Here is a 13588-nt window from a genome sequence, read left to right on the forward strand (position 1 = left end):
CACGCTACCCCGTCTTCATGCTCAGGATCGCCTTCCTCACGCTGCTAGCCCTTGCCGTCGCCATCGGCGGCGGGGCGGCCAGCGTCTGGTATGCGCTCGGCAGCGAGGAGAGCATCGGCGCCACGGCCGTCGGCACCTGGCTCACCTATCCCGATCTCGGCACGGTCAACGCCGACCCCTATTCCAGGGCGAAGGTGGCACGCGAGGGGGCGCTGGTGCTCGGCCGCGCCGAGGGCCTGCGCTTCGTCGCGCAGCGCGACGCGGCCGGCGAGCCGCTGGTGCGCCAATGCCGCTACACGGTCGAGGGCACGATCCCGCCCGCCCGCATCTGGACGCTGCATGCGGCCGAGCGCGGCGGTGCGCCGGTGCCGCCCGCCCGGGCGCTCAACGCGCAGATCGTCACCTACCTTCCCGGCGGTTCGCTGGCCGCCACGGTCGGCGCCCGCCCGGCCCCCGGCAACTGGCTGGCGACCAGCGGATCCGGGCCGATGGCGCTCGTGCTCACGCTCTACGACAGCCCGGTGGCGGTGAGCACCGGCGTCTCGGACATCCAGCTGCCGCGCATCGCCAAGGTGGGTTGCGATGGTTAGGCCCGCCTGGAAGGGCGTCGCCTACGCGCTCGCCGTCGGCCTGGTCGGCGCCGGCATCGTCCACATCGTCATCCTGCTGATGATCCCCAGCTTTTCGGCGCGGGACGCCTGGACCCGCCTGTCGGCGGCGTCGGGCCTCTACGAGGTCGCGCGCATCGATACCGGCACCGGCGGGGCGGCCGATCCGTCGGCGGCCGCGGCCGCCTGCCGCTTCGACCTCGCCGACGGCGTCGTGCATGTCAGCGCGCCGAGCAAGGTGCCGTTCTGGTCCATTTCCGTCTACGACCGCGGCGGCACCAATCTCTACAGCCTCAACGACCGCGCGGCGCCGGATCGGCTGCTCGACCTGGTGGTGCTCACGCCCAACCAGATGATCGAGCTGCGCAAGGATCTGCCCGAGGAATTCGCCCAGTCGGTGCTGGTCGAGCTGCCGCTCGGCGAGGGCATCGTCGTGCTGCGCGCGCTGGCGCCGGACGCAAGCTGGAGGCCGGCCGTCGACGCCTTCCTGGCGGAGGCGGCCTGCATCCCGCGCTGAGCGCTCTTCTCAACTCGTCGGCAGCGGCCGCTGCAGATGGCCGATCCAGGTGACCGGCGACCATTTCGCGGCGCTTTCGCCCGTCATCCGCTCGTAGCGGACACCCGGGAAGATGATGACCGTCGCCGATGCCTTGTGCTTCTTCGGCGCCGCCGCGCCATTTTGTTTACGCGGGCGGAAAGCCAGTATGTTGCCCATGTCCTTGCCCTCTCGACTGCCGGGAGCAAACCACGCAACGCCTCCGCCCTGATAAGGCCACCAGTCGGTTAACACTTCTTTACCATTGCTGGACGGCCGGGCGGCCTGACCGCCCGGGGCGGCGCGCCGGGGTCATCAGCCGGTGCGCATTTGTCATGATGCTATCCAGCGCAGGTTTCATGGCGATGGCGTCGGCGGCACCGGAATGTTTCCGGCTGCGCGCCAGACGCCATCGCCGTCGGGGCACGCTCGGTTAACAGTGCGCTAACAAATTTGCGTCAATTTGAGCGGTGCCGCGTCCGCCCGCACGCAGCCGGGCTGGCTGCGGAGTGTATGAGTATCGGGCGTTCATCCGTGTCAGCTTCAGATTTCCGAGACATCGTTGTCAGAGGTGACGCCGGCAAGGCCGAGCGGCTTTTCCGCGCCGCCGTCTCCGCCTTCTGCTCGCTGCCACGTCCGTCGCGCCGCGAGGTGGCGCAGCTCGACGACCTCACCCTGCCGCTCATCGAGCTGGTTTCGGTCGAGGCAAGGCGCTATGTCGCCGCGGCGCTGTCGGAATGCCTGATCGCGCCGCCCGGCCTGCTCGGCCGGCTGGCCGACGACCGCGTCGACGTCGCCGCGCCGCTGCTGGTCCGCTCGCCGCTGCTCGGCGACGTCGACCTCATCGCTCTGATCGGCAAGCACGGCCTGCCGCATGCGCGCGCGATCGCCCGCAGGCCGCAGCTCAACCCGACCATCGCACAGCTCATCCGCGCGCTCGAGGCGTCGGCCGCCGCAGCGGCACAGGCTTCGCCGGAACCGGCCGAAGCGCCGGCCCCCGAGCCCGAGCAGCGCTCGGCGGAGGAGACGCGCCAGCGGCTGCGCGCTATGATGCGCGAGGAACTGGATGCGCGACGGCCGCGGGCGGACGACTTTGCCCCGGATCCCGCGCTGTTCGGCAAGCTGCGCGACACGGCGCTCACCGGCAACGACCTGATGTTCCAGACTGCGCTGGCGGACGCGCTCGGCATGAGCGTCGAGGCGGTCCGCGCCATTGCCCGCCTGCCCGGCTATTCGTCGCTGCTGGCGGCGCTTAGGGCTCTCGATCTCGGCGAGGAGCAGGCCTTCCTGATCACCGCCGCCGTCAGCCCCACCCAGTTCCCCCACCCGGAGACGATCCGCATGTTCATCGAGCGCTACCGCGCGCTCGACCGCGCCATCGCCGTCGAGCGGGTGCGCGGCTGGAAGCTGGAGATGGTGGCGAACTGGATCCAGCGCAACGGCGCCGCCGCCCGCGCCTCCGGTTCCGCTTCGGGCACGGCTGCGGCGAAGCGCGCCGGCGCGAGATGACGTGCGCGGAGTCGGTCACCCCGCTGCAACAACGCTGTTGCCGCATGAACCGATCCGAACTGCACTTTCCGGAACTGCTGTCTCCCGGTTTTTTGCAACTCCGGACGCGAAATCGTTGCTTTTGCGGGAACTGCTCTAGGATTTCGTGATTGCCAGCAGCGTCTCTGGCGTTTCGCCGCCCGCCTCGATCTCGACGATCCAGATGTCCGGATCGAAGCGCCGCTCCTTGTCGAGCCGCGCGCCGACCGCCTCGTCGCCACCGCGCATCAATTCGGCGAACAGCCGCTCGTCCGGCCGCGCGCTGTCGTAGCTCGCCTGCGCCGCCGGGCCATACAGCACCACCTCGCCGGTGCGTTCCCGGCAGGTCACGAAGACCGCACCCGCCTCGAAGGCTCCGCGATTGACGACCGCGCCATAGCCGCCGCTCGAGAAGACGCGGCGCAAGAGGGCGGAGACGAAGAGGTCGGAGGTGACGCGCATGTGTGAACCGAAGCGAATAGTGAATAGTGAATAGCGAATAGCGAATAGCGAATAGCGGGACAGCAGGATTGGAGCATGAAGGCAAGGCTCGGAGAAACTCCTTCCCAGCCGCGCCCGGGAAGATCAATTCTATTCGCTATTCGCTATTCGCCATTCGCTGACCCCCTACTCCCCCACCAACCCGATCTCCCGCATCTTCGCATGGACCGTCTCGTCCGGCTCGCCGGTCACGGGCAGGCCGAAGATCGACTGGAATTCGCGGATCGCCGCCTTGGTCCTGGCGCCCGGGATGCCGTCCAGGTCGATGCCGTCATTGCCGAAGGCCTTCAGGCCGGCCTGCACCTTCTTCGTCAGTGCCGCGTGATCGGTCGGCGGCGGCTCGGCGGCGCGAGGCGCCGGCGAAGGACGGATGCCGGCCGTCGTCGGCTCAAGGCCGAGCTGGGTCAGCAGATCCTCGTCGATGGCGTCCGAGACCGTTAATCCGACCTTCGCGCGGTACGCCTCGATGGCCCGGCTGGTCGCCGGCCCGGAAAGCCCGTCCACCGCTCCGGAATAGAAGCCGAGCTCCTTCAGCACCCCCTGCACCTTCGCCGTCGTCGTCTCCATCGCCGGTGACGGCCGCGACGGCGCTTCGGCCGGCCGCTCGATGACAAAGGTGGTCTCGGGCTCCGGCACCGGCACTTCTGCGGAGCGCACGAAGTCCCGGGTCGGGAAGAAGGCGCCGCGATGGATATGCGGCTGGTACCAGATGGCGTTGGCCGACACGTAGAACAGCGCGACGAGGAAGGCGGTCGAGCCGCCGGCGACCACCGGGTTACGCGCGATCAGCGCACCTACAGCCGATACGCCGCCGAACCGAGGCCGGGCGGCCGGGCGTTTAGCTTGCCTTGCGGAGCGAGCCATTCGCGTTTTCCCCCGATGCTTTGCCCCGCAGTAGCGCAATGCCGCGGTCCGCGTCCACCGCCATTGTCGGGCCGTCGACAGGAAGGCTGATCGTGACGGTCGTGCCCTGGCCGAGGGCGCTGTCGATCGACATCGTGCCCTGATGCAGGGCGACCAGTCCCTTGACCAGGGCCAGGCCGAGACCGGTCCCTTCCGATTGCCGGGTATAGTCGCTCTTCACCTGGGTGAAAGGCTCGCCGAGCCGGTTCAGATCGTTTTCGGCAATGCCGATGCCGGTGTCGCTCACCCAAAAATGCAGGCGCGAGCCGATCCGCTTGGCGCCTAGCGACACGCGTCCGCCTTTCGGCGTGAACTTGACCGCGTTGGACAGCAGGTTGATCAGCATCTGCTGGACGGCGCGCCGGTCGGCGCGGATCTCGCCGAGCGAAGGCTGCACGTCGCTGCCCAGCACGATCTGCTTGGCCTCGGCCTGCGGCCGGATCAGCGACACCGAGAGCGCGCTCGCCTCGCCGAAGCGGAACGGCTCCGGATTGATCGGATAGGCTCCGGATTCGATCCGCGACACGTCGAGGATCGAATTCACCAGCTCCAGCAGATGGGTGCCGGCGTCGCGGACGATCTGCACCTGCTCGCGCTGGCGCGGGTCGCTGAAGCGGCCGTGGATCTCGCACAAGAGCATGTCGGAGAAGCCGATGATGGAGTTCAGCGGCGTGCGCAGCTCGTGGCTGACCACCGCCAGGAAGCGGCTCTTGGCCACATCGAGGTTGGCGCTCTCCTCCTTGGCGCTCGCCAGCGCGGCCCGCAGCTCGGCGACTTCGCTATTGTCGCGCAGCGTCGCGGCGATGTCGCCGCCACCCGCTCCGGCGGATGAAAGCTCGGCGGCGAACGGCCGGTAGGCGGCCTTCCCTTCCCCTGCCGGCAGATGCAGGCGCAGTTCCACCTTGCGGTGCCCGGCGGCATCGCGCAGGTCGGCCAGCGCGCACAGGAAACCCACCCGGTCGGCGACGTGGATGCGCTCGAAGAAACCGGTCCCGGCAAGGAGGTCGGGATCGATGCCGAGCATGTCGCGCGCCGCCGCGCCGAGCTCGCGCAGATCGCCATTGGTGGAGAACGACAGCGGCAGGCGGCCGGGCTCGGCCTGCGGCAGCACCGACGGTGCCGGGCGCACGGCAAGGAACGCGCCGAGGCGCGGCAGCAGCGTCGCCGCATAAGCCAGCGGGATCAGCCAGTGCCAGGCCGCCGCCTGCGCACCCGCGAACGGGCCGGTCATCACGGCCGGCAGCACGAGCGCCGCCGCCATGGCCGCGGCGCCGCGGCCGAGCGCGCGCCGGGTCCGGAAGGTCAGCCACGCCTCGACGGGCAAGGCGCAGGCAATGAGGCTTGCCGGCGACCGCAGGCCGCCGGCCGCGGCGATCAGCACGGCGATCTGCACGGCGGCGAGCACCAGCGCCACGGTCAGGACCAGCCGGGCGTCCCGACGCGCCGTGACCGCGAGCACGCTAAGGGCCGAGGCGCAGAAGGAGGCGCTGATGAAACCGAAGGTATGGGCAAGGCCGAGGCCGGCGGGCAGCAGCGTCCAGGCCGCCGCCGACAGCAGGAACGGACCGGCGATCAGCATGCCGATCAGGCGGCGCTGCTCGGCGCGCGCCGCTTCATCGATGACGAACGCATGCACCAGCCGGTCGCACCCGGCGGCCACGGCCCGGATCAGTTCGGCATATCTGATCACAAACACACTCAACTCAAACGCATCCGGCACAGTCCGCTTGGCGGATCGATCTTGATTGGTTGGACCCTCGCACCGAGCCTTTAAGGAATGAATAAAAGAGGTCTCCGCCTGGACGGCCGGCGGGGGGAAAACCCGGCGAGCCCCGCCGAAACGTCGAGGAATTCGCTCCATAGTAAACGGAGGGTTTTCGACCGCTTCGCCTCGGCCGCCGGCGCCGAACGCTCCGCAGCTTCCTGCCGTCCGCCTAAAGCCGTTTCTTTTCAAGGCATTGAATGGTTACCGGAAGCTTGCCGGAATGCATCGGATTTGATGCGAATTGGACGCGTTTTGGACCGTTTAGAATTCCTTTCAAACACGCTGAAAATGCCATCCTTCCCGGCAAGCGCTTCTTGGCAGGTGCATGCCATCGTGCCTGCGCTGGTCGGGCCGAATGCCGGTCGGTCCGGCGGACGAATCGGGGACGCTCCCATGGGCTTTCTTCTGCGTACGGCATTCTGGTTCTCTCTTGTCCTGCTCGTCATCCCTTTCGACGTGGGCGGCGGGGATGCGGCCAGCGAGCGCGTCGGCCCCATCGAGACCTTCTTCGCCGCGCGCGAGGCGGTGTCGGACCTGTCCGGCCTGTGCGAGCGCAAGCCGGAAGTCTGCGAGGTCGGCAAGTCGGCGCTCAACACGGTGGGGCTGCGGGCGCGCGAGGCCGCGCGCATCGCCTATCAGATGCTCGACGAGAATTTCGCCGAAACCGCCGCGTCGACCGACACCAGCACTCTGACGGGCGGCATCGAGCGCCTGATCGAGGACGCCGACAAGGTCGTCCCTGCCGCCGAGCCCGTGCCGCTGCCGGCCGCCGCTCCAAAACCCTGAACGCCGCCGCGCCTTTTGCGCTTTTTCCGTGACGCCACGGCATGCGGCGCCTATATGCGGCATGATGAGCGCGACCATTGAAAGCATACGCGACGACTTCGCCTTCCTCGAAGATTGGGAGGACAAGTATCGCTACGTCATCGAGCTCGGCGAGGCGCTGCCTGCCTTTCCCGAGGAGGCGCGCGACGCCGAGCACAAGGTGCCGGGCTGCGTCAGCCAGGTCTGGCTGGTGTCCGATCGAGGCGACGGGGCCGATCCGGTCATCACCTTCCTCGGCGATTCCGACGCCCATATCGTGCGCGGGCTGGTGGCGATCATGCTCGCGCTGTTCTCGGGCCGCCGCGCCAGCGAGATCATGGCCGAGGACGCCGAGGGCCTGATGCGCTCGCTCGGCCTCGACGAGCACCTGACGCCGCAGCGCGCCAACGGCCTGCGCTCCATGGTCAAGCGCATCAAGCAGGATGCCCAGGTCGCGCTCGCCGAAAACGTCTGACCCTCACCGCAGTTCCGGCCGATAATCCTCGGCGCCCCAGTGGAGCACCGACGGCCGGACCGCCCCTTCGCGCGGCGGGTGATAGTGCCGGGCGAGGATGCCTAGCGCCGTCTTGAGCAGCATCTTGGCCGAGCGGGCCGGCCAGGCGCGCTCGCGTTCCACCGTCTCCAGCCCCTTCAGGAAGCAGCAGACGTCGACCAGCAGCCCCGACAGCTCCGGCCCGACCGCCTTCAGCGCGCGGTCGACCCGCTGCCTGGCGGCAAGTGCTGCGTCGGTGAGATCGGCCATCCCGCCGCTGCCGTCGCGCCGTCCGGCCGACACGCTCGCCTCCCAGTTGGCGCCCAGCCGCGGCATGATCTGCCCGCGCGTGTAATCGCTGCGCAGGCGCTCGCCCGCCTCGAACTCGGCGCGCGATAGGAACGGCCGGCCGTCCTTGTCCTTGCGCCGCATCAGTTGCCCCAGCGGCGACTCGGCGAGGTTGATCTCGGCCGACACGGCGCCCGTCCCGTCTTCCAGGCTCACCCGTGCGACGTCGCGATGCTGGCGGCGGAAGCCGTCCGGAGCGTTTTCGCGCAACGCCGCCTTCAGGCCGGCCGGAGTCGCCGACAGTTGTTTGCCCTTCCTGACGATCGCGCCACTGCCGGCCATCTGCTCCAGGACAGCCCTGTCGACGGCGATCGTGCCGCTTCCGTTGCGCAGCAGCAGAAAGCCGTCGCTCGCCGCCGGCTCGACCAGCGCCGGCCCGGCCGACAGCAGGGCGAGCGCGCGGGCGGCCGCCTTGTCCATGCCTGCGGACATTCCTAAACCTCCAGCCTTGCCTTGAACGCCGCCAACGCCACCCGTTCGGTCATCGCCACGGCGCGGTCGAAGTCGATGTCGTCGCGCATGTCCTCGATCAGGTGGCAGGCATGCCGCACCGTGGTTCGATCGCGGGCGAAGCCCCGCCCGACCTCCGGCATGCTGATCCCCAGCGCGACATGCGTGACATACATGGCGATCTGCCGGACGCGTCCGACATCCGCGACCGGGCGGCCCGTCCGCCGCATCTCCTTGCTGGGAACGCTGTAGAGCGCGGCACAGACATCGATCATCGCCTCGCAAACCTCCATGATCCGTTCCTCGCGGCGCCCCGTCGCCGGCGGATCGGCGCTCGCGTCGGCCGTCCACTCCCTCTCCGTCATCTTGATCGCGAATGCCGTCCGAGCCTGCACCACACCCTCCATAGGAATATCTTCTTATACCAAGCAGGAGGATGGCTGTGAACAAAAAGCGAACCGATAGACCCATATTTCCGGTTGCGAGGATTGAAAAGATTACGTTTTCTCGTTTCGCGCCGGTATTCGGCAGCCAATTTTGTCCCCCTTCGGAACGGCGCCGGTAGGCTTTTCCCTCTCAACAAGCGGGAAAAGAACGATGTCCCTGAAAGACGAAATCCGCGACTTCCTGGCCGCCGGCGTCGAGGCGCGGGCGAGCGCGGCACAATTGGTGGCGCTGCAATGCCTCTGCGGCATCGACCTCGTGGATGTGATGAAGGCGGATTTGCCCAGGCGCGCCGCAGCTCTGGGCCGGATCGCCCGGATGCTGGAGCGCGAAAGGATGAAGGGCCTTGCCGGCCACTGGGCCTACGACCTCAACCGGCATATCGCGCTGAAGCAGGCGGCCGACCGGCTCCGCGGGATCGACGCCGTCCCGCCGGCCGAGCGCCAGCGCAAAGCAAAACGGCGCCCCAGGGGGCGCCGTTGACGAAACGAGATGGCCGAACCGCCGAAGCGGCCCGGGGACTTAGCGCGCCGCAACCTTTTTCTTGCGGCCGAGACCCATCTTCTTTGCCAGTTGCGACCGGGCAGTGGCATAGTTCGGCGCCACCATCGGATAAGACGGATCGAGATTCCACTTCTCTCGATACTGCTCGGGCGTCAAATTGTAGTGAGTCATCAGGTGCCGCTTCAGCGACTTGAACTTCTTTCCGTCTTCCAGGCAGACGATGTAGTCGTCATGCACCGAACGTTTCGGATTGACGGCCGGCTTCTGCTTGTCGACCGGCGGCTGCTCAGCCGGCGTTCCGACGCGCCCTAGCGCGGCGTGAACGTCCGCGATGAGGTTGGGAAGTTCACCAACCGGCACGGGATTGTTGCTCACATAGGCAGCAACCACGTCCGCGGTCAGTTCGATCAGCATTTCACTGCTCTTCGCAGTGGTATCCACGATATCCATTGTTTTCGGGCCCCAAGAGTGTGAGAACACGCGCCCCGTCTTAGCTTGGAGGATGCAGGGCTACGCCAGATTTGACACCAACGTGTTGATCACGAGTCGTGTCGACACGACTAGATGGGACACGTTGCAAGTCAAGTCAATACAAAGATGCGGTTTTATTGGAGATAAATTCAGTCATTCACAATGTTCAGCAGAAATCTGTTGCACTGGCCGAGGCCCGAGGCCAATTTCGCTTGAACCGTCCACGAAATTTTGAGCCCGCATCACTAACCGGGTTGGTCCAGCCTTCCACAGATATTGGCCAGGATGCCGCTTCTGGTACGACCAGCGGCCGCCGGCGTGGCGAAACAAGCCGTTTTGCATTCCTTTCCTGATGAACTTCATGCCGGACGATTGTCAGGGTCGATGCGGCGTGATGTAGCGGCCATAGACCCAGCCGGTGACGAACTCGCCGTTGCGGGCCGGATCGTGCCAGACTTGGCACCAGCGGTAGCGCACCGCCTGCTCCTGCTTCCATCTCGGCTGGCCGGCGATGTCGAACAGGTCGAGCCCGCCGGTGCATTTTCCGGTCATCTGCAGCACCGTCCCGTTCGGGTAGGCGGCCTGCTTCTGAGACTGGTTGGACGGATACTTCCGCACATTCAGCGTATCGCCGAATGCGAGCCCGTTCACCTGGAAAGCCGCAAAGGTTGCCGCCGTCGAAGTGGTCGCGGCTGTCAGCAGGATCGCGGCCGCCATTCTCGTCACAAGGGTGTTCGTCATCGATCTCCTCCGTTATACCGGCGTCAATGGGCGGAACTCTACCGCCTCGTCCCTGAATGCTCGCCGAGCGGGCGATTCATACGCCATTCACAGTAAATCTTGCGTGAGATCCAATGAAGCAGAAGCCCTTTCCATCCGTTATGGCACCGCCGACGGCCGAGCATCCGTCGAGCGACACCCGCCACGGCATCACACGCACGGATGAATTCGCCTGGCTGCGCGCCGCCAACTGGCAGGAAGTGTTCCGCGATCCGTCGCTGCTCGACCCGGCCATCCGCACGCATCTCGATGCCGAAAACGCCTACCAGCGGGCGCTGATGGCCGACACCGAGGCGCTGCGCGGAAGGCTGTTCGAGGAGATGAAGGGCCGCATCAAGGAAGACGATTCATCGGTGCCTATGAAGGACGGGCCCTACGCCTACGGCTCCTTCTACAAGAAGGGCGGGGAACAGCCGCGCTTCTTCCGCACGCCCCGCGACGGCGGCGCGGAAGACATCATTCTCGACGGCGACCGCGAGGCCGAGGGCAAGGCCTATTTCCACCTGGGCGGCATCGATCATTCCTCCGACCACCGGCGGCTCATCTGGGGTTATGACGACAAGGGCTCCGAGTTCTTCACGCTGAAGACGCGCGATCTGTCGACCGGCACCGACCTTGCCGACACCATTCCCGACACTGCCGGCTCCGGTGTCTGGGACGCCGGCGACACCGGCTTCTTTTATACCAGGCTCGATCAGAACCATCGCCCGTCGAAGGTTCTGTACCATCGGCTTGGCACAGGAACCGTCGAGGACCGGCTGATCTACGAGGAAACCGATCCGGGCTTTTTCATGAATGTCGGCGGCACACGCGACAACCGGTGGATCCTGATCGGCATCAACGACCACGAGACCTCCGAATACCGCATCCTGCCGGCCGCCCGGCCCGACGCCGAGCCGAAGCTGGTGGCGGCGCGCGAGACCGGTCTGCAATACGACCTCGAGGAAGGCGGCGACGTCTTCTTCATCCTCACCAATGCCGACGGCGCCAAGGACTTCAAGATCGTGACCGCGCCCGTCGACGACCCGCGCCGCGAGAACTGGCAGGAATTCGTCCCGCACGAGCCGGGCCGGCTGATCCTGTCGGTCATCGGCTTCAAGGATTTCGTCGTGCGGCTGGAGCGCAAGGACAGCCTGCCGCGCATCGTCATCCGCGACCGGGCGGACGGCAGCGAGCATGTGATCGCCTTCGCCGAGGAGGCCTATTCGCTCGGACTCGCCGGTTCCTACGAATACGACACCGACATCGTGCGCTTCTCCTATTCGTCGATGACGACGCCCGGTCAGGTCTTCGACTACGACATGCGCACGCGCCAGCGGATACTCCTGAAGACGCAGGAGGTTCCCTCCGGTCACGACCCCGAGCACTATGTGACGCGCCGGCTGATGGCCCCCTCGCATGACGGCGAGCTGGTGCCGGTCTCGCTCATCCACCACCGCGACACGCCGATCGACGGCAGCGCACCCTGCCTGCTCTACGGCTACGGCGCCTACGGCATCGCCATCCCGGCATCCTTCAACACCAACTGCCTGTCGCTGGCCGACAGAGGCTTCGTCTACGCCATCGCCCATACCCGCGGCGGCAAGGACAAGGGTTTTGCCTGGTACGAGGACGGCAAGCGGGCCAAGAAGATCAACACGTTTCTCGACTTCATCGCCGCCGCGAAACATCTGGTCGCGGAAAACTATACCGCGCATGACCGCATCGTCGCCCAGGGCGGATCGGCCGGGGGCATGCTGATGGGCGCCATCGCTAACATGGCGCCGGAGGCATTCGGCGGCATCATCGCCGAGGTTCCCTTCGTCGACGTGCTCAACACCATGCTGGACGACACGTTGCCGCTGACTCCGCCGGAATGGCCCGAATGGGGCAATCCGATCCTGTCGGCGGACGACTACCGGACGATCGCCGCCTATTCGCCGTATGACAATGTCGAAGCCAAATCCTATCCGCCGATCCTCGCGGTAGCGGGACTTACCGATCCGCGCGTGACCTACTGGGAGCCGGCGAAATGGGTGGCGCGGCTGCGCAAGCTGAACAGCGGCGACCAGCCGGTGCTGATGCGGATCAACATGGATGCCGGCCACGGCGGCGCCTCCGGGCGTTTCTCGCGGCTGGAGGAGATCGCCTATAACTATGCCTTCGCGCTGAAGGTGACGGGCAAGGCGGAGGCCTGACGCCCCGCACGGCACGGGTACCGGCACAGGGCCTGCAAAGGGGGTCGGCGCGCGGGTTCGGTGAACCGGCGCCCGTCGCGTCGTGCTACCGCCGTCCCCGAATGACCAGCACGTTGCCCACGCCGACCAGCACCAGGCCGGCCAAGGCAAGAAGCGTCCAGCGGTAGCCCTCCAGGCCAGTGGAGATGAGCAGCGCGAAAACCGGAAAGATCACGGTGGCGTAGCCCGCCCGGGCGGCGCCGATCCGGTTGAGCAGGGTGAGGTAGGCGGCGAAGGCCATCACGGTCGAGACCACCGCCAGGAAGATCAGCGATCCGAGATAGGATGCGGTCAACTCGATGATGAAGGGCTTGCCCTGGACGAGCGCCAGCAGCGCGCTCCACAGTGTACCGTAGAGCATGCCCCAGGCATTGGTCGTGACGATCGGCAGGCCGCGCCGATAGCAACTGGCCGAGACCAGGTTGCCGCAGCAGAAGGACAAGGTCCCGCACAGGCAGAGCGCGAGGCCGGTCAGTGTGCTTCCGGAAAGCCCGTCGCGGGCGATCTCGGGAAGGAACATCAACGCAATGCCGGAAAAGCCCAGCAGCCCGCCGATCAGCACGCGCTTGGCGGGTCGCTCGCGCATGACCAGGGCGGCGAGGCCGAGATTGATGACCGAGGCCAGCGAAAACACCACCGACAGGAGCCCGCTCACCAGATACTGAGCGCCGTAGTAGAAGAAGAGAAAGTTCGAGGAAAAGATCAGCACCCCGAGTGCCGCCGCGCGAAAATGATCGGCGAGGGTGATGCGCAGCCTGCCCCCCGACACCACCAGCCAACCAAACATCAGCAGCGTCGCAATGGCGAAGCGCCAGACCAGGTTGACCTCGTTGGGCACGGTGCCGACCTGCAGCTCGATGGCGAACCACGATGCACTCCAGGCAACCACCGTCAGCGCGTAAAGGCCGTAGTCCAGCGGCTCGAAGGCACGATCCGTGGTCCCGGCGCGCGGAACCGCATCGGCTTGCAGCGCGGGGCGAATGTTCATGAAAGCTCCTCCTGAGAGGGCCATAGGAGGCCGCGGCCCCCACGTCCAACCAATTCGCCTGATGAACTCTTCAGCGCGCCGGATGGAGAGCGTGGGGCAGTAGGGCAGTAGGGCAGTAGGGCAGTAGGGCAGTAGAAGGGGAACGTGACGCTGCGGAGCAGTCAACGGATCAGTAGCCGTCCACTCATCTAAACGAGCGCCAAAGGCGAGGCCCGGGAGCGGTGTGCCCTACTGCCCTACTGCCCTACTGC

Annotated in this window: 16 protein-coding genes; 7 read left to right on the top strand and 9 right to left on the bottom strand. The window is 66.7% G+C overall.

Going from position 1 to position 13588, the window contains the following annotated elements:
• Positions 1-17: 17 nt before the first annotated feature.
• Together AC5JDC_RS04315 and AC5JDC_RS04320 are read left to right on the top strand one after the other, a co-directional pair.
• Positions 18-590 (top strand): DUF1214 domain-containing protein, encoded by a 573-nt coding sequence (locus AC5JDC_RS04315; protein WP_495839422.1) that lies wholly within the window; start codon positions 18-20, stop codon positions 588-590.
• Complete coding sequence (locus AC5JDC_RS04320; protein WP_495839424.1) at positions 583-1125, top strand: DUF1254 domain-containing protein; 543 nt, start codon at positions 583-585, stop codon at positions 1123-1125. Before AC5JDC_RS04315 ends, AC5JDC_RS04320 begins: the two co-directional genes overlap by 8 nt.
• A gap of 9 nt (positions 1126-1134) precedes the next feature.
• Here the strand turns inward: AC5JDC_RS04320 and AC5JDC_RS04325 are convergent, their stop codons facing one another.
• Positions 1135-1398 carry a hypothetical protein gene (locus AC5JDC_RS04325; RefSeq protein ID WP_133170179.1) on the bottom strand — a complete coding sequence of 88 codons (264 nt, stop codon included), beginning with the start codon at positions 1396-1398 and terminating at the stop codon, positions 1135-1137.
• Positions 1399-1677: 279 nt separating this feature from the next.
• On the opposite strand from AC5JDC_RS04325, the gene AC5JDC_RS04330 reads away from it, so the two are divergent.
• Positions 1678-2652 carry a DUF2336 domain-containing protein gene (locus AC5JDC_RS04330; RefSeq protein ID WP_495839426.1) on the top strand — a complete coding sequence of 325 codons (975 nt, stop codon included), beginning with the start codon at positions 1678-1680 and terminating at the stop codon, positions 2650-2652.
• 135 nt (positions 2653-2787) lie between these two features.
• Here the strand turns inward: AC5JDC_RS04330 and AC5JDC_RS04335 are convergent, their stop codons facing one another.
• The 3 genes from AC5JDC_RS04335 to AC5JDC_RS04345 form a co-directional block, all read right to left on the bottom strand.
• On the bottom strand, positions 2788-3132 hold the full coding sequence (locus tag AC5JDC_RS04335) for a DUF1491 family protein (RefSeq protein ID WP_495839428.1): 345 nt from the start codon (positions 3130-3132) through the stop codon (positions 2788-2790).
• Positions 3133-3297: 165 nt separating this feature from the next.
• Positions 3298-4035: a peptidoglycan-binding domain-containing protein gene (locus AC5JDC_RS04340; RefSeq protein WP_495839430.1), complete on the bottom strand. Its 738-nt coding sequence runs from the start codon at positions 4033-4035 to the stop codon at positions 3298-3300.
• Positions 4010-5770, bottom strand: a complete 1761-nt coding sequence (locus AC5JDC_RS04345) for a sensor histidine kinase (RefSeq protein ID WP_495839603.1) — start codon at positions 5768-5770, stop codon at positions 4010-4012. The genes AC5JDC_RS04340 and AC5JDC_RS04345 overlap by 26 nt, the downstream gene beginning before the upstream one ends.
• A 462-nt stretch (positions 5771-6232) precedes the next feature.
• On the opposite strand from AC5JDC_RS04345, the gene AC5JDC_RS04350 reads away from it, so the two are divergent.
• Both AC5JDC_RS04350 and AC5JDC_RS04355 read left to right on the top strand, forming a co-directional pair.
• Entirely contained in the window at positions 6233-6625 is a 393-nt protein-coding gene (locus AC5JDC_RS04350) for a DUF5330 domain-containing protein (RefSeq protein ID WP_495839432.1), read from the top strand.
• 64 nt (positions 6626-6689) lie between these two features.
• Positions 6690-7118 (top strand): SufE family protein, encoded by a 429-nt coding sequence (locus tag AC5JDC_RS04355; protein WP_495839434.1) that lies wholly within the window; start codon positions 6690-6692, stop codon positions 7116-7118.
• Positions 7119-7121: 3 nt separating this feature from the next.
• On the opposite strand, the gene AC5JDC_RS04360 is transcribed toward AC5JDC_RS04355, so the two are convergent.
• Entirely contained in the window at positions 7122-7916 is a 795-nt protein-coding gene (locus AC5JDC_RS04360) for a DUF6456 domain-containing protein (protein ID WP_495839436.1), read from the bottom strand.
• 2 nt (positions 7917-7918) lie between these two features.
• Positions 7919-8329 carry a helix-turn-helix domain-containing protein gene (locus AC5JDC_RS04365; protein WP_245428661.1) on the bottom strand — a complete coding sequence of 137 codons (411 nt, stop codon included), beginning with the start codon at positions 8327-8329 and terminating at the stop codon, positions 7919-7921.
• Positions 8330-8531: 202 nt separating this feature from the next.
• On the opposite strand from AC5JDC_RS04365, the gene AC5JDC_RS04370 reads away from it, so the two are divergent.
• Positions 8532-8861: a cytoplasmic protein gene (locus AC5JDC_RS04370; protein ID WP_495839438.1), complete on the top strand. Its 330-nt coding sequence runs from the start codon at positions 8532-8534 to the stop codon at positions 8859-8861.
• Positions 8862-8900: 39 nt separating this feature from the next.
• Here AC5JDC_RS04370 and AC5JDC_RS04375 read toward each other — a convergent pair whose 3' ends face one another.
• A complete protein-coding gene (locus tag AC5JDC_RS04375) occupies positions 8901-9332 on the bottom strand; it encodes a Ros/MucR family transcriptional regulator (RefSeq protein WP_106775715.1) in 432 nt (143 codons plus the stop codon).
• 396 nt (positions 9333-9728) lie between these two features.
• Positions 9729-10094 carry an SH3 domain-containing protein gene (locus AC5JDC_RS04380; protein ID WP_495839440.1) on the bottom strand — a complete coding sequence of 122 codons (366 nt, stop codon included), beginning with the start codon at positions 10092-10094 and terminating at the stop codon, positions 9729-9731.
• Positions 10095-10207: 113 nt separating this feature from the next.
• On the opposite strand from AC5JDC_RS04380, the gene AC5JDC_RS04385 reads away from it, so the two are divergent.
• Entirely contained in the window at positions 10208-12310 is a 2103-nt protein-coding gene (locus AC5JDC_RS04385; protein WP_495839442.1) for a S9 family peptidase, read from the top strand.
• Positions 12311-12395: 85 nt separating this feature from the next.
• On the opposite strand, the gene AC5JDC_RS04390 is transcribed toward AC5JDC_RS04385, so the two are convergent.
• The gene (locus AC5JDC_RS04390) at positions 12396-13337 is read right to left on the bottom strand and encodes a DMT family transporter (RefSeq protein WP_495839444.1); all 942 of its coding nucleotides are present in this window, start codon (positions 13335-13337) and stop codon (positions 12396-12398) included.
• Positions 13338-13588 lie beyond the last annotated feature (251 nt).

The organism is Kumtagia sp., assembly GCF_059502445.1.